Here is a 22,995-nt window from a genome sequence, read left to right as displayed (position 1 = left end):
GAGTGGTCATGTCGGTGCCCGCCCGGCCGATCCGGGGGACATGCGTGGGGGGAAGCGCACACCAGGTGCGCTGGACATGCGGCGCCTGACGGCCCGGAGCTTCGGTGGCTCCGCGCTCGTCGGGTGCGTCTCCATGCTGCTCTCCCTGCCCGACGTCGAGGGCGGCCAGGGGCTCGCGACCGCCTGCATCTCGGTGGTGGCCCTCCTCACCGGGATCGCGTTCTTCGTGCTGCCCTTCTCGCGGTGGCCCCGGGCCGCGGTGACGCCCGCGCTGCCGCTGTTCGCCGGGCTCGTCGCCTGGGCGAACGCCATCGCGCCCAACCCCTTCGACTCCGGCTTCTTCCTCGTCGCCCTCGCCGTCCTCGTCGGGATGGCGCTGCCCAGCGGGGGCTCGCTGCTCGTCGCCCCGCTGCTGTGCGTGGCGTTCTACCTCCCGGTCGCGCAGTGGGCGGACGCCGCCCAGACCACGGAGCTCCGGCGCGCGGTGCCCGACGTGCTCGTCGTGTGCGTCCTCGTCGGCGAGCTCGTCGCGTACCTCGTCACCAAGCTGACCCGCGCCGCAGCCGAGCTGCACGAGCACGACGAGCGCCGCTTCGCCGCCCTGGTCGAGAACTCCCCGGACATCACCATCATCGTCGGGCGGGACCGCCGGGTGCAGTACGCGAGCCGCGCCCTCGAGGAACTGCTCGGCGTCCCCGCCGACACGCTGCCGGGCGTGCTCTTCGACGAGCTGCTCGACTCCCGGCTCCACCCCGCCGACCGCGCCATCCCCGTCGGCTACCTCGGCCCCGGCGAGCACGACATCCGGGTGCGCGAGGCCGGCGGCGGCTGGCGCACGATCGAGTACGTCATCTCGCCCGGCCAGGACGGCTCGATCGTCGTCAGCGCCCGTGACGTCACCGAGCGCCGCCGGCTCGAGTCCGAGGTGCGCGAGCGCGCCCTGCACGACGGGCTGACCGGCCTGCCGAACCGCGCCCTGCTCGAGGAGCGGCTCGCCGGGCTCGACGCGGAGGGGGCGGCGTACGCGCTGGTCTACTGCGGCATCGACGGCTTCCGCACGATCAACGACCGGCTCGGCCGCGCCGGCGGCGACCTCGTGCTGCGCACCGTGGCCGGACGGCTCGCCGCCGTCGCCCCGGGGACGGGTTCCCCGGCCCACCTCGAGGGCGACGAGTTCGCCCTGCTGCTGCCCGGCGTCGCGCTGGAGGGCGCGGAGCAGGCGGCCTCCGACCTGCTGGCGGCGGTCGCCCGGCCGATCGAGCTGCCCGGCATCGGGCGCACGACGCTGACGGCCAGCCTCGGCATCGCGGGGACCTGGTCGGGCGGCCCGGACGCGGAGCGCGACGTCCTCGGCGACGCCGACATCGCGATGTACGACGCCAAGTCCGCCGGCGGAGGGGTGGCCCGGGTCTACGGCCCGTCGCTGCGCCAGGAGCTCATGGCGGACCTCGCGCTGCGCGAGGGGGTCGCGCTCGCCCTGCAGGAGGAGCAGCTGCGGCTGCACTTCCAGCCCATCGTCGACGTCGCGACCGGCGTGCCGCACGGCATGGAAGCGCTCATCCGCTGGCAGCACCCGGAGCGCGGGCTCGTCGGGCCGTTCGCCTTCCTCGAGACCGCCGAGGCGATGGGGCTCATGGGCGCGATCGACCGGTGGGTGCTGCGGACCGCCTGCTGCACGATGGCGCGGCTCTCCCGCACGGTCCCGGAGCTCGCCACCGCGTACGTCAGTGCCAACGTCTCACCCGCCCGGCTCGAGGAGGACGGCTTCGCCGGCGAGGTGCTGGCGGTCCTCGCCGAGAGCGGGCTGCCGCCCGAGCAGCTCGTGCTCGAGATCACCGAGAGCGCGGCGCTCGGCGTCGAGCGCGTGGTCGAGGCCGTCCGCCAGCTGCGCGCGATGGGGATCCGCTTCGCCGTCGACGACTTCGGGACGGGCTACTCGTCGCTGAGCTACCTGCAGCGCCTGGACTTCGACATCCTCAAGGTGGACAAGAGCTTCACCGACGAGGTCACCGAGCAGCAGGAGAGCGCGCACCTCGTCGAGGTCATCGCCCGACTGGCCGACTCCCTCGGGCTGCACACCGTCGTCGAGGGCGTCGAGACCGAGGTGCAGGCCGCCGCGCTGCGCCGCCTCGGCGTCGCCTCGGCGCAGGGCTACCTCTACGCCCGTCCGGTCGCCCCCGAGGAGCTGGCCCGCGTCCTGCCGGCCATCGCGGCCGCGCGCGTCTGAGCCCTACCGGTCGTCCGACGGGTCCTCGCCGTCGGCGGCCGGCAGGCGGTCGTCGAGCTCCTCGAGGATCGCGCGCAGCTCGCTGCGCAGGAAGTCGCGGGTCGCGACCTCGCCGAGCGAGATGCGGATCGCGGCGACCTCGCGGGTGAGGTACTCGGTGTCGGCGATGCCGCGCTCGCTGCGCGAGCGGTCCTGCTCGTAGGTCACCCGGTCGCGGTCGGCTTGCCGGTTCTGCGCGAGCAGGATCAGCGGCGCGGCGTACGACGCCTGCAGGGACAGGATGAGCGTGAGGAACTGGAGCGGGTACGCGTCGAAGCGCAGCCGGTCCGGCGCGAGGACGTTCCAGCCGATCCACACGCCGATGAACAGCGACATGTAGCCGATGAAGGTCCAGGTGCCGAGGAAGCGCGCGATCCGCTCCGACACCGCGCCGAACCGCTCGGGGTCGACGTTGGGGCGGCGTACGCGACCGGTCCGCTCCCGGGGGACGTCGAGCGCCGCGGCGGTGCGCCGCGGCTCACGCGCCACCGCTGACCTCGACCTCCGCTGCGGACTCGCGCCAGTCGTCGGGCAGGAGGTGGTCGAGGACGTCGTCGACGGTCACGGCGCCGAGCAGGTGGTCGCGCTCGTCGACCACGGCGATCGCGACGAGGTTGTAGGTCGCGAGGTGCTGGGTGACCGCCTTGAGGCTGGTCTGCGGCAGCAGTGGGGCGATGTCCTTGTCGACCACGCCGGACACCAGGCTCGAGGGGGGTTCGCGCAGCAGCCGCTGGATGTGGGCGGTGCCGAGGTACTTGCCCGTCGGCGTCTCGAGCGGCGCGCGGCAGACGTAGACCGCGGAGGCGAGGGCGGGGGAGAGCTCGGGGTTGCGGACCCGGGCGAGCGCCTCGGCGACGGTGGCGTCGGGCGGGAGGATGACCGGCTCGGTCGTCATCATGCCGCCGGCGGTGAGCTCGTCGTAGCTCAGCAGGCGGCGCACGTCGGCGGCCTCGTCGGGCTCCATCAGCGCGAGCAGCCGCTCCTGCTCGGCCTCGGGCAGCTCGCCGAGCAGGTCGGCGGCGTCGTCGGGGCCCATGGCCTCGAGCACGTCGGCGGCGCGGCGCTCCTCGAGCTGGCCGAGGATCTCGACCTGGTCGTCCTCGGGCAGCTCCTCGAGGACGTCGGCGAGCCGCTCGTCGTCGAGGGCGGCCGCGACCTCCGCGCGCCGCTTGGGGGAGAGGTCGTGCAGCACGCTGGCGAGGTCGGGCGCGCGCATCTCCTCGAACGTCGCGAGCAGGCTGGCCGCGCCCTGGTCCTGCTCGACCAGGGTGAAGCCCGTGACCGCGTCCCAGTCGACGGTCGCGGTCTCGCCCTTGCGGCGCAGCCCCTGGCGCAGGTCGCGCGAGAGCCCCTTCGCCGGGCGGCGCACGTGGACCTTCTGCACGACCCAGTCCTGGGTGCGCTTGGTCTGCTCGAGCGCGACGTCCTCGACGGTGACGGTGGCGCCGTCCTCGAGCAGCGTCACCTTCCGGTCGAGCATCTCGCCGAGCACCAGCGTCTCGGTGGGGCGCTGGCTGAACTTGCGCATGTTGAGCGTGCCGGTCGTGATGACCTGGCCCGGGTCGACCGCGGTGACGCGCGTCATCGGGAGGAACACCGGGCGGCGGCCGAGGACCTCGACGACGAGGCCGAGCACGCGCGGCCGCTTGCCCGCGCGCAGGGCGGCGACGACGTCGCGCACCTTGCCGACCTGGTCACCGGTCGGGTCGAAGACCCCTGTCCCCGCCAGGCGGGAGGCGAAGACCCGGGTGCTCGTCACGCTCGCAGGGTAGTCGACCCGACCCACGTCCCCACGGCGGTCGCGAGTGCCGGGAGCGGCACCGCGCCGGTGCCCAGCACCGCCCCGTGGAAGCCGCGGACGTCGTACGCCGCACCCAGCTCCTGCTCCGCGGCCGCACGCAGCCGGAGGATCTCGCGGTAGCCCGTGTAGTACGACAGGGCCTGCCCCGGCATGCCGAGGTAGCGGTTGATCTCGGACTCGAGGAACTGCTCGGGCAGCGGCACGTGCTCGACGAAGAAGGCCAGCGCCCGCCCGCGCGACCAGCCGAGCGCGTGCATGCCGGTGTCGACGACGAGGCGCGCCGCGCGGGTCATCCGCATCGCGAGCGCGCCCAGCCGGTCGAGGTCGCTGGTGTAGAGCCCCATGTCCTCGGCGAGGTGCTCGGCGTACAGCCCCCAGCCCTCGGTGTACGCCGTCACGTTGCTCTCCCGCTGCAGCGCGGGCAGGTCGAGCTGCAGCTGCGCGCGCGAGAGCTGGAGGTGGTGACCCGGCACCGCCTCGTGGTACGCGGTGGCCTCCAGGTCCCAGCCCGCCCCGGCGCCCGGCTTGAGCGCGTTGAAGAGGTACGCGCCCGGCCGCGAGCCGTCGGGGGACGGCGGGAAGTACATCGGGGGGAGCCCCGCGGCCGCGAGGTGCTCGGTCATCGGCTCGATCGTGCACGGGCCGGGAAGCGGCTCCGGGAACCACGCGGGCGCCGCGGCCTCGGCGCGACGCACGGCGGCGCTGGCCGCCGCCATGGCCTCTCCCGCGTCGCGCTGGGCGGACGCGCTGCGGGCGCCCGCGAGGACCTCGGGGAGCCCGACGGTGCCGAGCCGCGCGCCCAGCTCGACCATCCGGGCCGCCAGCTCCTCGACGGCGTCCTGCCCGGTGGCGTGGATCTCCGCGGCGTCGAGCGGCAGCGTCGTGTGGACGCGGACCAGCCGGGCGTAGTCCTCCTCGCCGCCCGGCAGGTGCACCAGGCCGCAGGCCTCATCGGCGCGCGAGAGCGGGCGCAGCTCGTCCGCGACGACGTCGCGGTAGCGCCCGAAGGCCGGCCGCACGACCGTGCGGGCCAGCTCGTGCACCTCGTCGCGCCAGGCGCTCGCGCCGTCCCACCCCTCGGGTGGAGCGACGGACGTGACCGGGTCGCCACCGGAGGACGGGTCGGAGGCGAGGTAGCCCCCGAGCTGGGCGAGCACGACATCGACCAGCGCGGCGACCGGGGTGCGTCCCTGGGCGGCGCCCTCGCGCAGCCGCTCGAGGCAGCCGTCGACGTACGACGGCAGGGCCCGCAGCCGGTCGAGGTAGTCCTCCGCGGCGGCGGGACCGGAGATGCCGGATTGCGAGGCCACGAGCAGCGCCGTCGCGGGGCCCGGGCCCATCGTCGACACCACGTGCTCCACGGTCGCGGCGTCGAGCGCGTCCACCGCCGAGGCGACCGCGTGGCGCGCCGTCGCGAGCGTCACCGCCTCGGGACCGGCGGCGGCGTCCAGCCCCTCCGCCGCGCGCGCGAGCTGCAGGAGCTCGTCGCGCTGGGCGTCCTGGGCGGCGCGGCGCACGTCCGGCACGTCAGCGTCGTGGCCCGGCGCGCCCATCATCGAGGCCTCGAACGGGTCGCCGGCGAGCAGCAGCGCGTGCACCTGGTCGGCGAGTGCGCGGGCCGTGCTCGTGCTGCTGGTGGGCTCGTCCGTGCTCACGGGGTGCGCCTCCTGCCGTCGGGACTCGGTCGGAGCCCAGCCTGCCACCCGTTCGTCCAGCACGCCCCGGACGCGGCGGTGGACCCGTCCGCCTGGAAGATCTTGCTGCTCTTCTCCATCGGCGACGACGGCGAACTACCTGGAGCAGAGGACCTCTTGTGCGTCCTCTGCCGTGGAGTCGGGTGTTGACCCCTGACGGGGGGCTGTCTACTGTGCAAGAACTTGCAGACGATGACGTGCTGCCGACCCAATGGAGGGTTCATGACCCGCAGACCGCTGGCGCTCGCCGCCGCCGCGGCCCTCGCCGCCGGACTGGCCGGACCGGTCCTCGCCACCACCAGCGCGGCACCGGCCGCCGCGTCCCCGCCCGCCGGGCAGGACGACACGATCGTCCACCTCTTCGAGTGGAGCTGGCGGTCCATCGCGAGCGAGTGCACGAGCACCCTCGGGCCCAAGGGCTACGGCGCCGTCCAGGTCTCCCCGCCGCAGGAGCACATCGTGCTGCCGGACAAGGGATACCCGTGGTGGCAGGACTACCAGCCCATCAGCTACAAGCTCGTCACCCGCCGCGGTGACCGCGCGGCCTTCGCGTCGATGGTGTCGACCTGCCACGCGGCAGGCGTGAAGGTCTACGTCGACGCCGTGCTCAACCACATGCAGGGCGCCGGGCAGTCGGGGACGGGCAGTGCGGGCAGCAGCTTCTCCGACGAGAACGACCCGGGCGTGCCGTACAGCTCGTCGGACTTCCACAGCCCGTGCGCGATCCAGAGCTGGACCGACCGCTCCCAGGTGCAGGGCTGCCAGCTGTCCAACCTCACCGACCTCAAGACCGAGTCGAGCTACGTGCGCGGCAAGGAGGACGGCTACCTCAACGACCTCATCTCGCTCGGGGTCGACGGCTTCCGCCTCGATGCGGCCAAGCACATCCCCGAGGCCGACATCTCCGCCATCGAGAGCGGGCTGAGCAAGCAGGTCTACGTCTATCAGGAGGTGATCGAGGGCGGGCAGGGCGAGATCAGCCCGACCGAGTACACCCCGACCGGAGACGTCACGGAGTTCCGCTACGGCGACACCGTCGGGAACGCCTTCCGTGGTGGCAACCTCTCGGGCCTGCAGGGCCTCCCCTCGCAGATGCTGCTCGCCTCGGACAAGGCGCAGGTGTTCATCGACAACCACGACACCGAGCGGAACGGGCGCACCAAGCTCAACTACACGAACGGCGACCGCTACTACCTCGCCGAGGGCTTCATGCTGGCCTACCCGTTCGGCACGCCGTCGGTCATGTCGGGCTACGCGTTCTCGAACCCCGACCAGGGCCCGCCCGCGACGAGCGACGGCACCACGACGGCGGCGGTGTGCGGCAGCGGGACCTGGACCTGCCAGCACCGAGACCCCCGGATCGCGGGCATGGTGGGCTTCCGCAACGCGACCCGAGGGGCAGCGGTCACCGACTGGTGGAGCAACGGCGGGTCGCAGATCGCCTTCGGGCGAGGCAGTTCGGGCTACGTCGTCTTCAACACCGACGGCTCGTCCCTGACGCGGACGTTCCAGACGAGCCTGCCCGCCGGGACGTACTGCGACCTCATGACGGGCCAGCTCTCCGGCAGCAGCTGCACCGGCGGCACCGTCACCGTCGCGTCCGGCGGGACGTTCACCGCGACCGTCGGCGCGAACCGCGACCTCGCCATCGACACCGCCCAGCGGGTGGGCACCACGACGTCCCCCACGCCGACGCCGACGCCCACCCCGACCTCGTCGACGGGCACCGTGCAGGCGACGTTCTCCGTCAATGCCACCACGACGTACGGCCAGGGCGTCTACGTCGTCGGTAGCATCCCTGCGCTCGGCTCGTGGGACCCGAGCAAGGCGGTCGCGCTGTCGAGCGCGGCGTACCCGGTCTGGCGCGGCTCGGTGACCCTGCCGGCGGGGACGCCCTTCCAGTACAAGTACGTCAAGAAGGACGCGAGTGGCACCGTGACCTGGGAGACGACGGGGAACCGGAGCGTGACCACTCCGGCATCGGGGAGCGTCGGCTTCAGCGACAGCTGGTCCACGACGACGAGCCCGACGCCGACGCCCTCGGCGAGCGCGACTGCCGGCGCCGTGAGCGCGACGTTCGCGGAGTACGCCACCACGACGTACGGGCAGGGCGTCTACGTCGTCGGCAGCATCCCGGCCCTGGGCTCGTGGGACCCGAGCAGGGCGGTGGCGCTGTCGAGCGCGGCGTACCCGACGTGGCGGGCGACGGTGACCCTGCCGGGCGGCACGTCGTTCGAGTACAAGTACGTCAAGAAGAACCCTGATGGCAGCGTCGTCTGGGAGAGCGGGTCGAACCGGACGCAGACCACGCCGGCCTCCGGGTCCGCGTCCTGGTCGGACAGCTGGAGGTAGCCGCCTGGCGGTCGCGGCGTTCGCGGCTGCGGTGCGGGGGTAGGTCCGGGGCCATGAGCCTCGACCAGCCCCGGTACGCAGCGCCCGAGCGCCGCGACCGCGTGCCCGTCCGCACCATCGCCGCGACGATCGGCATGGTGCTGCTGACCGTGCTCGCGCTGCTCGTCGTCCAGCGCATCGCGCGCACGCTGGTGTGGCTCGCGATCGCGCTGTTCTTCGCCGTCGCGCTCAGCCCACTGGTCGACCTGGTGCAGAACCGCCTGCGGTTGAAGCGCTCCTTGGCCACCCTGCTCGTCTACGTCGTCGGCCTCCTGCTGCTCGCGGGGCTCGTCACCGCGTTCGTCACGCCGTTGGTCAACCAGGTGGGGCAGCTGTCGAACGAGATCCCCAAGTACGTCCAGGACGCCCAGACGGGCCACGGGCCGTTCGGCAGCCTGCTCAAGCGCTACGACGTCGACCAGTACATCACCAAGAACCAGGACAAGATCCGGTCCGCGCTCGCGGGAGCGGGCGTGCCCGCGCTGCACTACGTCGCGGTCGCGGGTGAGGCCGTCATCGCCCTGGTCACGATCACGGTGCTGTCGTTCCTCATGGTCCTCGAGGGCCCGAAGCTCACCGAGGCCGCGGTCGCCCAGCTGCCCGACGACCGGCAGACGCGCGTCCGGCGCGTCGCCCACGACTGCGCGCGCACCGTCACGGGCTACATCACCGGCGCGCTGCTCATCGCCGTGATCTGCGGGGTGCTGACCTTCGCGGTCCTCTACTTCACCGGTGTGCCGTTCGCCGGCGTGGTGGCGCTCTTCGTCGCGGTGTGCGACCTCATCCCGCTGGTGGGCGCGACCCTCGGGGCGGTCGTCGCCGTGGTGGTCGCCCTGTTCGCGGGGGTCCAGGAGGCCATCATCGTGGCCGTGTGGTTCGTCATCTACCAGCAGCTGGAGAACCACCTGTTCCAGCCGGTCGTGCAGTCGCGCACGGTCAAGCTGAACCCGCTCGCGGTGCTGGTCAGCGTGCTCGTCGGCGTCGAGCTCGCCGGGATCCTCGGCGCGCTCGTCGCGATCCCCGTGGCGGGGATCATCCAGGTCATCATCCGCGACGTCTACGACGTGCGCCGCGGTCAGCCCAAGCAGCAGCCCACCGTCGGCGAGGAGCGCCGTCCGGTGGGCTGATGCTGGGTGGTGCTGGTGCTCGTGGTGCTGTGGTGTGGTTCAGGCAGCGGCCCGGCGCTGCACCGGGGAGCTGCGGCGGGCCAGCAGGGCCCGGATGTGCACGGGGTCGGAGACCACGTTCCCCGTCGCGCGGGGGTCCTTGCTCATGGTCGGCATCGCGGGTCCTCGTCGATCCGGGTGTCGTCAGGCCGCGCGGTGGCGGCCGCGGGGCGCGAGGAGGGCGAGGGTGCGCTCGGGGGTGTAGATCTGCAGGCCCGAGGGACGGTAGGTGCTGCTGTTCATGGGGTTCTCCTGAAGCGTTCCGGTGTGGATCTGGTGGGCTGCCGGCGCTCCGCCTGACACATGATGCTTCGGTGAGCGGCCGTCCCCCCGCGCAGGGCCGGGCGAGCGACATCGTGCGACCCACGCCGTACCGGGACCTTCGGCCCACCCTCGGCGGTGATCATGCACATCTTGGGCGGCCCTCGCGCCCGCCCGACATCCCCGTGATCATGCACATCGTGGGTGCGCGCCGCCCAACATCCTCGTGATCCTGCAGACCTGAGGCGCGGGCTCGCGGCACGTTCCTTGCCGTCTTCAGGAGAGGACGACGTACGGGCCACCCCCAAGATCTGCATGATCACGAGGAGGGGTCAGCGGCCCCACCGCCCCAAGATGTGCATGATCACGGGGGAGAGGTGGGTCAGTCCGTGGGCTCCACCGCGCCGGCGCCGGGGGCCACGTCCTCCTCCGGCGGCACCACACGGTCCTCCGTCGCCCCGCCCGTGGACCTGGCACCACCGGACAGGGTCTCCACGTCCGGGTCCTCGGACACGATGCGGTCCTCGAGGTCCTCGACGCGCACGCGGTCGTCGGGGGAGTCGGTCGGCTCGAACGGCGTGGTCGTCATGATCAGCGTCGTACCCCCGGCGCCCGGGTACAACGCGGGCATGGCGCAGAACATCACCCCCGGCCGCAGCGGCCGGCTGACCCTCCCCACCCCGCCCACCGGCCTGCCCGTCGGCAGCTTCGACACCTACGAGGCGGCGCAGCGCGCCGTCGACTACCTCTCCGACGAGAAGTTCCCCGTCGAGGGCGTGACCATCGTCGGCAGCGACCTGCAGCTCGTCGAGCGGGTCACCGGGCGGCTGACGTACGGCCGCTCGGCCGCCGCCGGCGCTGCGAGCGGTGCGTGGTTCGGTGCCCTGGTCGGGCTGCTGCTCGGGGTCTTCGCCTCGCACCAGGACAGCACGTTCGCGCTGCTGCTCTCCGGCATCCTGTACGGCGCGGTGTTCGGCGCCGTCTTCGGCCTGATCTCGTTCGCCGCGACCGGCGGGCGCCGCGACTTCACCTCCGCCACGCAGGTGGTGGCCAAGCGCTACGACGTGCTCTGCGACTCGCGCACGGCGGAGGAGGCACGCCAGCACCTGGCCCGGCTCAGCCTGCGGAGCTAGTCAGAGCCAGCCGTTGCGCTTGAACCCCCGCCAGAGGAAGGAGCAGACCACGGCGATGAGGCCGAGGGCGTACGGGTAGCCGTAGGTCCACTGCAGCTCCGGGATGTGCTTGAAGTTCATCCCGTAGATCCCCGCGATCATCGTGGGCACCGCCGCGATGGCGACCCACGCGGAGATCTTGCGCATGTCCTCGTTCTCGTGGATCTGCACCTGGGCGAAGGCCACCTGGAGGATCGACGTGAGCAGGTCGTCGTAGCCGCCGACCTGCTCACGCACCCGGGTGAGGTGGTCCTCCACGTCGCGGAAGTACTGCGTGAGGTCGCCGTGCCCCACGGCGTACCGGTCGACGAGCATCCGCATGGGCATCTCGAGCGGCGCGACCGCGCGGCGCAACTCGAGGACCTCGCGCTTGAGCTGGTAGATGCGCTCGATCTCCCGGGTCCGCTCCGGGGAAAGCACGGACTGCTCGATCTCGTCGACGTCGTCGTGCACCGCGTCGGTCACGGCGACGTAGTCGTCGACGATCCGGTCGGCGATGGCGTAGAGCACGGCCATCGGGCCGATCCGCACCAGCGCCTCGTCCTCCTCGACGCGGCGGCGCAGCCCCTTCAGTGAGCCGTGGTCCCCGTGGCGCACGGTGACGACGAAGTGCTCGCCGACGAAGACCATGACCTCGCCGGTCTCGACGATCTGGCTGGTCTCGGTGACGCTCTCGTGGGGGACGTAGTTGACCGTCTTGAACACGGCGAACAGCGAGCCCTCGTAGCGCTCGAGCTTGGGGCGCTGGTGCGCCTGCACCGCGTCCTCCACGGCCAGCGGGTGGAGCCCGAAGTCCTTGGCGATGGCGGTGAGCTCGTTCTCGCTCGGCTCGTGCAGCCCGATCCAGACGAAGCCGTCCTCCTCGCGGGCCCGGCGCAGGGCGTCCTCGTAGGACTCCTCGTCCTCGCGCCGCTTGCCGTCGCAGTAGACCCCGCAGTCGACGACGGCACCGCGACCGCGGTCGATGCGGGTCCGGGAGGCGTCGGGGGACCCGGCGGTGCGCAGCCGGGTGAGCGAGCCGAGCATCGTCCGCGACAGGGGCGGTCGCATCGTCATGGGCCCTCCCTCCGCCGCCGGCTGCCGTCCCCGACTCTAGGCGAGGCCCCACGGCCGCGGACGTGGAGTCGCTAGCGTCGCCCCATGGGAGTCGCCCCGCCCGGTCTGCCGCGCCTGCTCCTCGACCAGGCCGGGGCCTGCGCGGCCAACGGCTCACCGATGTACGCCGCCCTCCTCGAGCGCGCCGCGGCAGACTGCGCCGCCGGCGGGGTGGTCGCCGACCTGCTCGCGCCGTGGGCCGGTGCGGGCGTCGGTGATGCGGTGCCGCTCCGGTTCACCGGCGCCCTGCACCGCCTCGTGCTGGAGCGCCGGGCGCCCGAGCTCGCGCTGCACTACCCCTCGGTGGGCGGCAGTGCCGCCGACCCCGACGGCCTGTGGGACGCCGTACGACGCCTGCTCGCCGCCCGCGGTGACGAGGTCGCGCCCCTGCTCGACTCGGTCCCGCAGACCAACGAGGTCGGGCGGGCGGCCGCGCTGGCGGGCGTCCTGCGCCACCTCGCCGCGCGGGGCGAGCGCCGGGTCCGCCTGGTCGAGCTGGGGGCCAGTGCCGGGCTCAACCTGCTCGTCGACCGCTTCCGGGTGACTGGCGCGGGGCAGCCCTGGGGGCCCGAGGGCTCGCCCGTCGTGCTCGCCGACGCGTGGGCCGGGGACGCCCCGCCGGCCGGCCAGGTGGAGGTCGTGGACCGGCTCGGCGTCGACCTCGCCCCGGTCGACGCGACGAGCCCGCAGGGGCGGCTGCTGCTCACGGCGTACGTGTGGGCCGACCAGGTCACCCGCTTCGAGCGGCTGCGCGCTGCGCTGGAGCTCGCCCGGCGCGACCCGCCGCGCGTCGTGCGCGGCTCGGCAGCGGACCTGCTCGACGCGCTCGAGCCGGACGCCAGCGCGATCACCGTCGTCTGGCACAGCGTCTTCTGGCAGTACGTCGCGCCGGGCGAGCAGCAGCGCCTCCGCGAGCGGGTCGACGCGCTCCTGCGACGGGACGCGCTGCTCACGCCAGCCTCGAGACGGGAGCCAGCGACGCGGGCGCCGGGCGCCGGTTCGACGTCGTCCTGGAGCACGGCGGTCGGCGGACGGTGCTCGGCACCGCGCCCCCTCACGGCGTGCCCGTGACCTGGGCGGACGGCTGACCCAACCTCCCAAGGGGTCCCGCACGTCCTCCTGGTCATGAGGATCCCCCGCGCCCTGAGCGCGCTCGCCGCCCTCGTTGCCGTCCCGCTCCTCGCCGCCGCTGCCCCGCCGCCCGGCACCCCGTCGGGGCCGCCCCCGACGAGCCCGGCGACCGTCGTCAGCGAGGCGCAGGTCGTGGGGCCCGGCACCTCCCTGACGGGGTCCGCCACGGCGACGCTCACGGTCGGGGTGCACCTCACCAGCACCGCTCCGGTCAAGAGCACCCTGTCCGTCGGCAGCGACCACGCCATCCTCTGCCCCTGCGTGGTGATCCGCGCCGACCGGACGCTGGACCCGCTGAGCCCGCCGATCCGCGTCGTCACGCTCCACCTCGACCTCGGCACCGACCGCGACGGGCACTGGACCGGGACGACGAACGTTCTCGCCGCGGACGCGGGTCGCTGGCACATCGACGCGATCGGCGCGGGGGACCGGTACGCCCTGGACAGCGCCGGGTACCCCGCCCCGGCTCCCGCTGCCGCGGTCCTCGGGGGGACTCCGCCCTCTACCGTCGTCCATGGCGGGCAGTGGACGCGGGTGCAGGTGAGCGCCGTGCGCCCCGCCGGGACTCGGACCAGCGCCGGCCGACGGCAGTACGCCTACCGCATCACCGGGACGGCCACCACGGCGTACGGGACGCCCGCTGCCGGCGCCGTCCTCTACCTCTCGTCCGAGTGCCCGGGCCACCTCGGCCTGCCCTTCTGGCGTGCCCGGGCGAGGGCCGACGGCGGCTTCGGCGCGGTGGTCTGGTTCGTCCGGCCGCCCTCGAGCGTCTGCGCCGAGCTCGCGCCGAGCGCCTGGACCGGGGTGACGCCCGGCATGGTGGACGCCGTCCCGCTGCGACTCCCGCGCCCGACCCTCGCCGTCTCCGCGCACGTCGTGCGCCGCGGCGGCCGCGTCACCCTCACCTCGACGGGGTTCGCCTCGAGCGCGAAGCCGGTCCTGCAGCGCTGGGACGGCCGGGACTGGGTGGACGTGCGCACCGCCTCGCGCCGCGGGCGTGCGGTCATCGCCGTGACGACGCCGCCCAAGGGCACCTCCGCGTACCAGTTCACCTGGCGGGGCCGGACGACCCCGAGCGTGCTGCTCACCGCACGCTGAGCGGCCCTCGCGCGGACCTTGACGGGGGCGCGGGGGGCGAGGAACGTGAGGGGGCATGAGAGGCACGCCGACGTGCCCCCGCTGCGGCGGCACGGTCAAGCCCCCCGGGCTCTGGTCCAGCTCCTGGACCTGCGCCAGCCACGGCGAGGTGCTGCCCCAGCAGCCCGCCCACCGGCCCAGCGTCGAGGGTCTCGCCGACCTCGTCCAGCGCGCCCGCGTCCCCGTCTGGCTGCCCTGGCCGCTGCCGCACGGCTGGGTGCTGACCGGGTTCTCGTGCGTCGGTGACGAGCGCTCGGGCGCGCGGGCGGTGGTGCTCGCCCTCGGCGGCCCGGCCCCGCTCGGCGGCGCGGGCGAGCTGCTCGTCGTGGCGGAGGAGCCGGGCATCGGGCTCGCCGCCCGCTACGCCGGGCTGACCACGCCCGACCCGGGCCCGCTCGACGGCCCGCCGGCGGCGAAGGTCGACGTCGCCAGCCACCCGACGGCGCTGTGGTGCGTGGCAGGTGCGGGACCCTGCGCGGCGTACGCGGGGGAGGCCCTGGGGAACTGGCTCTGGCTGCTCAGCTGGCCGGAGCGCTCGGCGGCGCTCCTGCTCGAGGAGCTGCGGCTGGTCGACGCCCGCGAGCTCGGGCACGAGACCGACCTGGTGCCGACCGGCGCGCTCTCGCCGCGGCTGGCCGGGGCGCCGCTGCCGGTCTGACGCTGCCGGTCGGCGCGGGTCCCGTACGGCGCCCGGGCGCAGCCGTCCCGCTACGCTCGGCTCGCCATGCGGATCGACCTGCACACCCACTCCAGCGCCTCCGACGGCACCGACGCGCCCGGCACCGTCGTGCGCGACGCGGCCGCCGCGGGGCTCGACGTCGTGGCGCTCACCGACCACGACACCACCCACGGGTGGGACGAGGCGGCCGCGGCCCTGCCGCCGGGGCTCGCGCTGGTCCGCGGCGCCGAGATCTCCTGCCGCTTCAGCGACGTCAGCCTGCACCTGCTGGCGTACCTGTTCGACCCGGAGGACCCGGCGCTGGCCGCGGAGCTGTCCCGCGTACGCGACAGCCGGGTCCCCCGGGCGCAGGAGATGGTCTCCCGGCTGCGCGCGGCGGGCGTCGACGTCGGCTGGGACGACGTGCTGGAGCAGGTCGAGGACGGCGCCACCGTCGGGCGGCCGCACATCGCCGACGCGCTCGTGCACCGCGGCGTCGTGGAGGACCGCGGCGAGGCCTTCCGCGGGCTGCTGAACTCCCGCAGCGCCTACTACGTCCGGCACCACTCGCTCGACCCCATCGCGGCCATCCGCACGGTGCGCCGCGCAGGTGGGGTCCCCGTGCTCGCGCACCCCTTCGCCCGGCACCGGGGCAAGGTGCTCGACGACTCCGCCGTCACCGCGATGGTCGAGGCCGGGCTCGCGGGCCTCGAGGTCGACCACCGCGACCACTCCGCCGAGGACCGGGCCCGGCTGCTCCGCCTCGCGCGGGGGCTCGGGCTGCTCGTCACCGGGTCCAGCGACTACCACGGCAGCGGCAAGGAGAACCGGCTCGGCGAGCACACGACCGACCCCGCCGTGCTCGACGCGATCGTCGCGCAGGCCTCCGGCGTGCCCGTCCTGCAGGGCTGAGCATGGGCAGCGCCGACGCGAAGCTCTTCGGCGAGGTCGTCGTGACGCTGTTCGTCATCATGGACCCGCCCGGGACCATCCCGCTGTTCCTGTCGCTGACGGCCGGGCACACGGTCGCGGCGCGCACGCGCACGGCGTGGCAGGCGGCGTCGACGGCGCTGCTCGTCATCGCGGTGTTCGCGGTCTTCGGCGAGCAGCTGCTGCACTACCTCGGGATCACGCTGCCGGCCCTGCAGTGCGCCGGCGGGCTCCTCCTCCTGCTCGTCGCCCTCGAGCTGCTCACCGGGGACGAGAGCGAGCCGAAGGCCGGGCAGGGCACCAACGTCGCGCTCGTGCCGCTCGGCACGCCGCTGCTCGCCGGGCCGGGCGCCATCGTCGCCGTCATGGTCTTCGTCCGCCGCGTCGACACCTGGCACGGCGCGCTCGCCCTCGCCGGCGGCGTCCTCGCGGTGCACCTCGTGCTGTGGCTGGTGATGCGCTACAGCGTCGTCGTCATCCGGGTCATCCGGGACTCCGGCGTCCTGCTGGTGACCCGGATCTCCGGCCTGCTGCTCAGCGCGATCGCCGTGCAGATGGTGGCGAACGCCGTCCGCGCGTTCATCACCGGCTCGTCCTGACGGCCTCGCGCTCGGGCACGGCCGCGGGCGCCCGCGAGGTCACGCGGCGCAGCACCGCGAGGCCCACGGCGCCGCCCACCGCCGAGCAGCCGCCCGCGACCAGGACCTGCGCGGGCACCGGCAGCCCCGAGAGCCCCGCGGCCAGCAGCGCCCCGCCCGCGCCGGCCGTGGTGCGCAGCCCGGCGCTCAGCGTGAAGACCTGCGCGCGCACGGCCGGCGGCGAGAGGGTCTGGCGCGCCGTGAAGATGGCCCCCATGAACGGCCCGGTCGCGAAGCCGCCCAGCGCGAACAGCACGGCGACCGCGGCGACCGAAGCGGGGCTGCGGCCCACCACGGCGGCCGCGGCGGCGAAGCCCGCCCCGCTCGCCACCAGCGTGAGCATCGAGACGAGCGGCGCGCGCTCCGGCGGCTGGGGGCGCACGGTCCACGCGAGCGAGCCGAGCAGCGAGCCGGCCGCGGTGCACGTCATGAGCACCCCGGTCAGCCCGGTGCGGCCCGTCGACACGGCGACCCCGGCGGCCACCACCGGCAGGGCACCGAGCGTCACCATCTCCAGCGTGCTGGTGAAGGTCACCACCGCGAGCACGGGCTCCGCGACCACGGCGCGCAGGCCCGCCGACACGCTCGGCGGCTCCTCGTGCGCCGCCCGGACGTGCCGGCGGCCGGTCGGCAGCGCGGCGAGCACCAGGGCGCCGAGCGCCGCGCAGCCCGCCATCGCGTACGCGCCGACGCGCGCGTCGATGAGCGCGAGCGCCGCAGCCGCGGCCGGCCCGCCGATCGCGGCCGAGTTGTAGAGCAGGCTGTCGAGCCCGAAGGCGCGCGGCAGCTGCGCCTCCGGCACGAGGCCCGAGAGGTGGCTCGTGAGCGCGCCGGTCAGCGCGGGACCGCAGCAGCCGCCGGCGACGAGCACGGCGACGACGAGCACGTCGGGGGCGCGACCGAGCAGGGGCGCGGCGAGCGCGAGGCTCAGCCCGAAGCCGAGCGCCAGGGCCGCGATCGCGCGCTGGGGACGCCGGGAGCGGTCCGTCAGCACGCCGACCGCGGGTCCGGCGAGCACGTGCGGGACCATCAGCGCGGCGATGAGCACGCCCCCGAGGCCCGGGCCGCGCCCGCTGTCCACGGCGAGGGTGACGAGCGTGACGCGGGCGCCCTCGTCCGCCAGCCGGACGAGGACGGCTCCGGTGGCGTACTGGGCGAGGGTCGCAGCCCCCCTCACCGCGCGACCTGCGGGCAGGACCGCTCGGCGGCGCGCACGACGGTGGCGAGCACGTTGTCGTCGTACCCCGACGTGGTCCCCGCGTAGCCTCCCGGCTCCAGCGTCCCGGTGAACTGCAGCAGCGCCGCGCCGCTGAGGTCCGCGGGCAGCCGCAGACGGGCGCAGCTCGGCACGTCGAGCAGCACCGGCACGAGCACCGGGCGCGAGGACAGCTGGATCCCGAGCGCCGACTCCGCGCGCACGCGCACGCCGGGGAGGGCCCCGTGCACGCCGGTGAGCCGGGGGCGCAGGCCAGCCGACGGCGACTGGCCGCGCAGCGCGAGGACCAGCCGGTACGCGCCGCGCCCCACCTCCGCGCTGTGCACCACCGTGACCGAGACGAAGGCCGCGGAGAACGAGCGCGGCGCGCAGGACGGCGCCTGCAGGGAGTCCACGGTGACGAGGTAGTCGTCGACGGGCTGCAGGGTCCGGGTGCGGGTGCGACCGTCCGCGGTGCGCGCCGTGACGACGATCGGGCCGCCGGGCGTGGGCGAGCTGCCGGTCGTGCAGGGCGAGGGCAGCGCCGCCGACCCCGTCCACGAGGCGCCCGCCGGGATCCCGGGCGGTCCGCTCAGCGGCAGCCCCCCGATCGTGACGGAGACCCCGGACAGGGGCAGCGTGCCGGCGTTGCGCACCACCGCGTACACGCTGCCGGGGTCGCCCTCGCTCGCCGAGGCCCCCAGCACGACCACGTCGAAGACGGAGCGGGCGGCGGCGGCCTGCCGGGCGCGGTACTCCTGCCGCGCGTGCGACACCCCGCCCCACCCGCCCGCCGCGACCCCGACCGCCAGTGCCAGCAGCAGCGCGGCGGCACGACGGGGCGACGACGGCCGCGGCGCCGGGGGCGCGGGCCGGTCGTCGAGCAGCTCGACGGGGCCGACCGGGGAGTCGGGCTCGCCGTCGACGAGGTCCATGGGGGGAGCGTAGGACGGTCCTCGCGGGGCCGCTCAGCCAGTCGCGCTCACGTGAGGTCGATCTCGAACCACACGCACTTGCCGCTGTCGTCCTCGTCGAGGCCCCAGCGCGAGGCGAGCGCGTCGACCAGGCGGAGGCCGCGACCACCCAACCGCTCCTGCGACATGCTGCTGCTGGTGGGCAGGTGCAGCGCCGCCTCGCGGTCGGCGTCGTGGACCTCCACGTGGACGCGCCCGGCGGGCAACCCGATCCGCAGCTCCACCGGCGGCTCGCCGTGGAGGATCGCGTTGGTGACGAGCTCGCTCACCAGGAGCACGGCGCTGTCGGTGACGTCGCTGTCGACGCCCCTGGCGCGCAGGTGCGTGAGCATGGCCCGCCGCGCCTCCGCGACCTGGCGAGGGTCGGCCGAGAGGGGCGTGCGCAGGTCGACCGTGGCGCGGATGACCGGCCCTCCTCCCTGACGGCGGGGGGCCCGGACGACCCCTCCGCCCTCCTAGGTGCCCGGTCCTGCCGCCGTTTGCACCTCCTGCCCGGAGATCGCAACCGGAAGGGCGCTCAGGGCAGGAGGCCCCAGTGCCCGAGGAGCAGCTCGGCCGTCGCGGCCGGCGCCTCGTAGGCGGGGGAGTGGGCGGCGTCGGGCACCACGGCGTACGCCGCCCCGAGCCGGCGCGCCATGTCGGCCTGCTGCTCGGCGGGCCAGGCGTTGTCGTCGACGCCGTGCGCCACGAGCACGGGGACGTGGGCGTCCTGCAGCGCGCGCGCCAGCCCGTCGACGCCGTCGGCGTGCTCGAGCAGGGTGCGGGCGACGACGAGGTAGTGCTCCCGGTCGGTGCTGGTCCAGCGCCGCCGCAGGAAGTCCTCGACCTCGGGCGCCTGCTCGGGGCGCGGGTCGAGCTCGCGGCGCGCCTGCCAGGCGTGCTCGAGGTCGAGCCCGGGGAGCCGGTCCAGCAGGAGCCGCGCGTCCCGGCTGCGTCGGCCCTCGGGCAGTGCCGCGGGGCCGGAGCAGAGCAGGACCAGCGAGGCGAGCCGCTCGGGCACCGCCGCGGCCGCCGCCTGGGCGACGAGCCCGCCGAACGAGTGCCCCAGCAGGTGCGCCCGCCCGCCGAGGACGTCGAGCACCTCGACGACGTCGGCCGCCAGGCGCGGCACGGTGTACGCGTCGGGGGCGTCGTCGTGGTGCGACTCGTGCTGGCCGCGCTGGTCGACGGCGACCACGCGGACACCTGCGTCGGCGAGCAGCGGCAGCAGTGGGAGGAAGTCCTCCTTCGACCCCGTGAACCCGGGCACGAGCAGCGCGGTGGCGCGGGCGGCGCCCTCCGGCCGCGCGTCGAGGGCGGCGAGCCGGGCGCCGTCGGCGAGCGGCACGGACAGGTCGGTGACCCGCTCGCCCCGGCGGACGCTGCGCTGCTCCACTACTGCCTCACGCCCCGGGCGTCTGCTCCGCCTCCGCGGGCGCGCCCGCGACCGGCTGGCCGCTGCGGGTGCGCCGCCGGCTGCGCGAGCGGCTGCGGGGCGCGCGCTCCTCGGTGGCGGGAGCCGCCTCGGCCGCCGACCCCTCGGTGGACGCGCCGGAGCCGGAGGAGCCGGAGCCGCCGCGCCGGCGCCGGCTGCGGGAGCCGTCCCCCTCGGTGCCGCCGCCGCTGCTGCCGCCGGTCGTGCGCGGGCGGCGCTGCCCGGTCTCGCCGAGGTCCTCGACCTCCTCGGCGTCCAGCCCGGCGCGGGTCCGCTCGGCCCGCGGCAGGACGCCCTTGGCGTCGGCGGGGATGTCGAGCAGCGAGAGCAGGTGCTCGGAGGTGGAGTAGGTCTCGACCGGCGTGTAGAACGACAGCCCGAGCGCCTTGTTGATGACCTGCCAGCGGGTGATGTCCGCCCAGTCGACCAGCGTGATGGCCACGCCGGACGCGCCGGCCCGGCCGGTGCGGCCGATGCGGTGCAGGTAGGTCTTCTCGTCCTCGGGGCACTCGTGGTTGACCACGTGCGTGACGCCCTCGACGTCGATGCCGCGGGCCGCGACGTCGGTCGCGACGAGGATGTCGACCTTGCCGTTGCGGAACGCGCGGAGCGCCTGCTCGCGCTGGCCCTGGCCGAGGTCGCCGTGCACGGCAGCGGCCGCGAACCCGCGCTCGGTGAGGTCCTCCGCGACGCGGGCGGCGGTGCGCTTGGTGCGGCAGAAGACGATGACGAGGCCCCGGCCGCGGGCCTGCAGGACGCGGGCGAGCAGCTCGGGCTTGTCGAGCTGGTGGGCCTGGAAGACGTGCTGCTCGGTGTTGGCCACCGTCGCGTCGGCGTCGTCGGGGTTCGTCGCGTTCACGCGCACGGGCTGGGTGAGGTACTGCCGCGCCAGGGCGACGACCGCGCTCGGCATCGTCGCGGAGTAGAGCAGCGTCTGCCGGCCGTCGGGGATGCGCGAGAGGATCCGCTCGACGTCGGGCAGGAAGCCCAGGTCGAGCATCTCGTCGGCCTCGTCGAGCACGAGCATGCGGACGTGGCCGAGCTCGAGGGTCCCCTGCTTGGCCAGGTCGAGCAGGCGCCCGGGGGTGCCGACGACGACCTCGACGCCCTTGCGCAGCATCTCGACCTGCGGCTCGTACGCGCGGCCGCCGTAGACCTGCGCCACGCGCACGCCGCGCCGCCCGCCGGCCGCCTCGAGGTCCTTCGCGACCTGCACGGCGAGCTCGCGGGTCGGGACCACCACGAGGGCCTGCGGCTTGCCGGGGTCGGGGAGCTCCGCGAAGCCCTCGTCCTCGGGCGCGAGGACCTGCTGGACGATCGGGATGCCGAAGGCGAGCGTCTTGCCCGTCCCGGTCTTGGCCTGCCCGATGATGTCGTTGCCCGCGAGGGCGACGGGCAGGGTCATCTCCTGGATGGGGAAGGCGTCGACGATGCCGACGGCCTCGAGGGCGTCGGCGATCAGGGGGAGGACGCCGAGGTCGCGGAAGCTGGTCAGGGCGGGGAGCCTCTCGGACGCGCGGCGGGAGCCGCCGCGAGGGGGTGCCGGCGCGGGTGCGCGCACGGATCTCAGTCCCATCGTACGCGCAGGTGCGGTGCCGCTGGCCGCTCCGCCGCGGCCGGCTCCCCCGCGCGCCCGCCAGTTGATCAGGCTGCCCGATCCAGTGCTGCCCCGCTCCGAGCAGATGGGGCTCGGCTCGAGCGCATGTCGTCGCGCTGGAGCCCAGTTGATCTTCGTGAGCCTGGGCGCGGGGACTGGTCCCGCTGCGCTCGACGGTGAGCTCACTGCGCTCGCGCTCCGCCCAGTCGATCGGGGACCCCGATCAACTGGGGGTGGCATCGAGGAGATGTCCTCGTGCTGACCCCCAGTCGCTCGTGCCGGGCCCCGTTCGATCGGGGACCCCGATCGAACGGCACGACCGACGGGCAGGATCGACCGGGACGCGGAGCGGCGTACGAGCCCCGGCCGAGCGCGGTGCGCCGCAGGGCCGCGCCGCCGCACTAGGCTCCCCGCCGTGGAGCAGGACGACGCCCTCGCCGGGCGGGCCGACGACGCCGTCGAGCAGCGGTCTCACGACGCCCTCGACGGGCGTGCCGACGACGAGGGCTACCGGCGCGGGGTGACGGCGCTGCTCGGGCTGCTCGCGGTGGGCGAGCTGCTCGGCTTCGAGCGGCTGGCCGCCGACGCCGCGAGCGCGCCGACCCTCACCGACCGGGCCGCCCTGCAGGCGCTGGCCGCGCAGGAGCAGGCCCACTTCGCCCAGCTGCGCGCGCGGCTCGCGGAGATCGGCGGCGACATCGAGTCCGCGATGGGGGAGTTCCTCCCGGTCTTCGAGGAGTTCCACCGCCGTACCTCCCCGAGCGACTGGCTCGAGGGTCTCGTCAAGGCGTACGTCGGGGACGCGATCGCCCGCGACTTCCTCCGCGAGGTCAGCGTCGCGGTGGGTCCGTCCACCCGCGCGCTCGTGCTCGCCGCGCTCGAGGACGCGGGGCAGGCCGACTACGTCGTGCGCCGCGTGCGCGCCGCGATCGAGGCGGACCCGACCGTCGCCGGGCGGCTGGCGCTGTGGGGGCGTCGCCTGGTCGGCGAGGCGCTGAGCCAGGCGCAGCGCGTCGCGGGGGAGCACGCCGAGCTCACCGACCTGCTCGTGGGGACGCCTGACCGGCCGGGCATGGACCTCGGGGAGCTCGGGGCGCTGTTCACCCGGCTCACCGAGGCGCACACCCGGCGCATGGCCGCGCTCGGCCTGTCGGCCTGAGCCGCGCTCGGCCTGTCGGCCTGAGCCGCGCTCGGCCCGACGTCCTGAGCAGCAGGGCGCCCCGGAGGGGCCCCGTCAGAGCGCGCCGAAGCCCACCCGGCGCACCTCGGGCTCGCCGATCTCGACGTACGCCAGCTTCTCGACCGGCACGACGACGCGGCGGCCCTTCTCGTCGGTGAGCGTGAGCACGCCGCCGTCGGCCAGCGCCTGCGACACGACCGAAGCCACCTCGTCGGCTCCCTGCGCGCTCTCGATCACGAGCTCGCGCGGCGCCTGCTGGACCCCGATCTTGACCTCCACGGCCGTCTCCTCCGTC

The 22,995-nt window shown here is 74.8% G+C and carries 21 protein-coding genes; 10 read left to right on the top strand and 11 right to left on the bottom strand.

All coding sequences use genetic code 11. The features are described from left to right. Positions 1-76: 76 nt before the first annotated feature. The gene (locus EV189_RS13110; RefSeq protein WP_165400285.1) at positions 77-2,227 is read left to right on the top strand and encodes a putative bifunctional diguanylate cyclase/phosphodiesterase; all 2,151 of its coding nucleotides are present in this window, start codon (positions 77-79) and stop codon (positions 2,225-2,227) included. 3 nt (positions 2,228-2,230) lie between these two features. Here EV189_RS13110 and EV189_RS13105 read toward each other — a convergent pair whose 3' ends face one another. From EV189_RS13105 to EV189_RS13095, 3 genes are read right to left on the bottom strand one after another with little or no spacing between them, the layout of a single operon-like run. Further along, the gene (locus EV189_RS13105; protein ID WP_130493381.1) at positions 2,231-2,755 is read right to left on the bottom strand and encodes a DUF1003 domain-containing protein; all 525 of its coding nucleotides are present in this window, start codon (positions 2,753-2,755) and stop codon (positions 2,231-2,233) included. Then, positions 2,745-4,025 (bottom strand): magnesium transporter MgtE N-terminal domain-containing protein, encoded by a 1,281-nt coding sequence (locus EV189_RS13100; RefSeq protein WP_130493380.1) that lies wholly within the window; start codon positions 4,023-4,025, stop codon positions 2,745-2,747. The genes EV189_RS13105 and EV189_RS13100 overlap by 11 nt, the downstream gene beginning before the upstream one ends. Next, positions 4,022-5,722, bottom strand: a complete 1,701-nt coding sequence (locus tag EV189_RS13095; RefSeq protein WP_130493379.1) for a DUF885 domain-containing protein — start codon at positions 5,720-5,722, stop codon at positions 4,022-4,024. The genes EV189_RS13100 and EV189_RS13095 overlap by 4 nt, the downstream gene beginning before the upstream one ends. Positions 5,723-5,983: 261 nt before the next feature. Between EV189_RS13095 and EV189_RS13090 the strand changes: the two genes are divergently transcribed. Both EV189_RS13090 and EV189_RS13085 read left to right on the top strand, forming a co-directional pair. Continuing rightward, positions 5,984-8,113 (top strand): carbohydrate-binding module family 20 domain-containing protein, encoded by a 2,130-nt coding sequence (locus tag EV189_RS13090; protein ID WP_130493378.1) that lies wholly within the window; start codon positions 5,984-5,986, stop codon positions 8,111-8,113. 53 nt (positions 8,114-8,166) lie between these two features. Then, complete coding sequence (locus EV189_RS13085; RefSeq protein WP_130493377.1) at positions 8,167-9,279, top strand: AI-2E family transporter; 1,113 nt, start codon at positions 8,167-8,169, stop codon at positions 9,277-9,279. Between the two features lie 682 nt (positions 9,280-9,961). On the opposite strand, the gene EV189_RS13080 is transcribed toward EV189_RS13085, so the two are convergent. After that, positions 9,962-10,168 (bottom strand): hypothetical protein, encoded by a 207-nt coding sequence (locus EV189_RS13080; protein WP_130493376.1) that lies wholly within the window; start codon positions 10,166-10,168, stop codon positions 9,962-9,964. 40 nt (positions 10,169-10,208) lie between these two features. Here EV189_RS13080 and EV189_RS13075 point away from each other — a divergent pair, with 40 nt between their 5' ends. After that, on the top strand, positions 10,209-10,712 hold the full coding sequence (locus EV189_RS13075; protein WP_130493375.1) for a general stress protein: 504 nt from the start codon (positions 10,209-10,211) through the stop codon (positions 10,710-10,712). Here EV189_RS13075 and corA read toward each other — a convergent pair whose 3' ends face one another. Continuing rightward, positions 10,713-11,807 carry a magnesium/cobalt transporter CorA gene (gene corA / locus EV189_RS13070; protein WP_231116363.1) on the bottom strand — a complete coding sequence of 365 codons (1,095 nt, stop codon included), beginning with the start codon at positions 11,805-11,807 and terminating at the stop codon, positions 10,713-10,715. It abuts the gene before it with no gap. A gap of 84 nt (positions 11,808-11,891) precedes the next feature. Between corA and EV189_RS13065 the strand changes: the two genes are divergently transcribed. From EV189_RS13065 to EV189_RS13045, 5 genes are all read left to right on the top strand, one after another. Next, complete coding sequence (locus EV189_RS13065) at positions 11,892-12,917, top strand: DUF2332 domain-containing protein (RefSeq protein WP_130493374.1); 1,026 nt, start codon at positions 11,892-11,894, stop codon at positions 12,915-12,917. 54 nt (positions 12,918-12,971) lie between these two features. Next, on the top strand, positions 12,972-14,075 hold the full coding sequence (locus EV189_RS13060; RefSeq protein ID WP_130493373.1) for a hypothetical protein: 1,104 nt from the start codon (positions 12,972-12,974) through the stop codon (positions 14,073-14,075). Between the two features lie 55 nt (positions 14,076-14,130). Beyond that, positions 14,131-14,772 carry a DUF6758 family protein gene (locus EV189_RS13055; protein WP_130493372.1) on the top strand — a complete coding sequence of 214 codons (642 nt, stop codon included), beginning with the start codon at positions 14,131-14,133 and terminating at the stop codon, positions 14,770-14,772. A 66-nt stretch (positions 14,773-14,838) separates the two neighbouring features. Beyond that, on the top strand, positions 14,839-15,684 hold the full coding sequence (locus EV189_RS13050) for a PHP domain-containing protein (RefSeq protein WP_130493371.1): 846 nt from the start codon (positions 14,839-14,841) through the stop codon (positions 15,682-15,684). Positions 15,685-15,686: 2 nt separating this feature from the next. After that, complete coding sequence (locus EV189_RS13045) at positions 15,687-16,301, top strand: MarC family protein (RefSeq protein ID WP_130493370.1); 615 nt, start codon at positions 15,687-15,689, stop codon at positions 16,299-16,301. Here EV189_RS13045 and EV189_RS20235 read toward each other — a convergent pair. From EV189_RS20235 to EV189_RS13025, 5 genes are all read right to left on the bottom strand, one after another. Further along, a complete protein-coding gene (locus tag EV189_RS20235) occupies positions 16,285-17,517 on the bottom strand; it encodes an MFS transporter (RefSeq protein ID WP_165400284.1) in 1,233 nt (410 codons plus the stop codon). The genes EV189_RS13045 and EV189_RS20235 overlap by 17 nt on opposite strands. Then, a complete protein-coding gene (locus EV189_RS20230) occupies positions 17,514-18,470 on the bottom strand; it encodes a hypothetical protein (protein ID WP_165400283.1) in 957 nt (318 codons plus the stop codon). The genes EV189_RS20235 and EV189_RS20230 overlap by 4 nt, the downstream gene beginning before the upstream one ends. Before the next feature lie 47 nt (positions 18,471-18,517). Beyond that, positions 18,518-18,895 (bottom strand): ATP-binding protein, encoded by a 378-nt coding sequence (locus tag EV189_RS13035; protein ID WP_269204191.1) that lies wholly within the window; start codon positions 18,893-18,895, stop codon positions 18,518-18,520. Between the two features lie 131 nt (positions 18,896-19,026). Further along, the gene (locus EV189_RS13030) at positions 19,027-19,884 is read right to left on the bottom strand and encodes an alpha/beta fold hydrolase (RefSeq protein ID WP_231116362.1); all 858 of its coding nucleotides are present in this window, start codon (positions 19,882-19,884) and stop codon (positions 19,027-19,029) included. A gap of 7 nt (positions 19,885-19,891) precedes the next feature. Next, positions 19,892-21,484 (bottom strand): DEAD/DEAH box helicase, encoded by a 1,593-nt coding sequence (locus EV189_RS13025; protein WP_231116361.1) that lies wholly within the window; start codon positions 21,482-21,484, stop codon positions 19,892-19,894. Positions 21,485-21,935: 451 nt separating this feature from the next. Between EV189_RS13025 and EV189_RS13020 the strand changes: the two genes are divergently transcribed. Then, positions 21,936-22,679 carry a ferritin-like fold-containing protein gene (locus EV189_RS13020; protein ID WP_130493366.1) on the top strand — a complete coding sequence of 248 codons (744 nt, stop codon included), beginning with the start codon at positions 21,936-21,938 and terminating at the stop codon, positions 22,677-22,679. A gap of 75 nt (positions 22,680-22,754) precedes the next feature. Here EV189_RS13020 and EV189_RS13015 read toward each other — a convergent pair whose 3' ends face one another. Continuing rightward, the gene (locus tag EV189_RS13015) at positions 22,755-22,979 is read right to left on the bottom strand and encodes a DUF3107 domain-containing protein (protein ID WP_130493365.1); all 225 of its coding nucleotides are present in this window, start codon (positions 22,977-22,979) and stop codon (positions 22,755-22,757) included. Positions 22,980-22,995: the final 16 nt, after the last annotated feature.

This window comes from Motilibacter rhizosphaerae, from assembly GCF_004216915.1.
GTDB classification, from domain to species: domain Bacteria; phylum Actinomycetota; class Actinomycetes; order Motilibacterales; family Motilibacteraceae; genus Motilibacter; species Motilibacter rhizosphaerae.
This window is presented reverse-complemented; position numbering and strand designations above follow the sequence as displayed.

What these genes read in the sequence shown, in the direction of transcription:
- corA (WP_231116363.1), bottom strand. Translation starts at nt 11,807, where the DNA reads ATGACGATGCGACCGCCCCTGTCGCGGACGATGCTCGGCTCGCTCACC.
- EV189_RS13080 (WP_130493376.1), bottom strand. Translation starts at nt 10,168, where the DNA reads ATGACGACCACGCCGTTCGAGCCGACCGACTCCCCCGACGACCGCGTG.
- EV189_RS13045 (WP_130493370.1), top strand. Translation starts at nt 15,687, where the DNA reads ATGGGCAGCGCCGACGCGAAGCTCTTCGGCGAGGTCGTCGTGACGCTG.
- EV189_RS13050 (WP_130493371.1), top strand. Translation starts at nt 14,839, where the DNA reads ATGCGGATCGACCTGCACACCCACTCCAGCGCCTCCGACGGCACCGAC.
- EV189_RS13060 (WP_130493373.1), top strand. Translation starts at nt 12,972, where the DNA reads ATGAGGATCCCCCGCGCCCTGAGCGCGCTCGCCGCCCTCGTTGCCGTC.
- EV189_RS13055 (WP_130493372.1), top strand. Translation starts at nt 14,131, where the DNA reads ATGAGAGGCACGCCGACGTGCCCCCGCTGCGGCGGCACGGTCAAGCCC.
- EV189_RS20230 (WP_165400283.1), bottom strand. Translation starts at nt 18,470, where the DNA reads ATGGACCTCGTCGACGGCGAGCCCGACTCCCCGGTCGGCCCCGTCGAG.
- EV189_RS13065 (WP_130493374.1), top strand. Translation starts at nt 11,892, where the DNA reads ATGGGAGTCGCCCCGCCCGGTCTGCCGCGCCTGCTCCTCGACCAGGCC.
- EV189_RS13085 (WP_130493377.1), top strand. Translation starts at nt 8,167, where the DNA reads ATGAGCCTCGACCAGCCCCGGTACGCAGCGCCCGAGCGCCGCGACCGC.
- EV189_RS13075 (WP_130493375.1), top strand. Translation starts at nt 10,209, where the DNA reads ATGGCGCAGAACATCACCCCCGGCCGCAGCGGCCGGCTGACCCTCCCC.
- EV189_RS13090 (WP_130493378.1), top strand. Translation starts at nt 5,984, where the DNA reads ATGACCCGCAGACCGCTGGCGCTCGCCGCCGCCGCGGCCCTCGCCGCC.
- EV189_RS13110 (WP_165400285.1), top strand. Translation starts at nt 77, where the DNA reads ATGCGGCGCCTGACGGCCCGGAGCTTCGGTGGCTCCGCGCTCGTCGGG.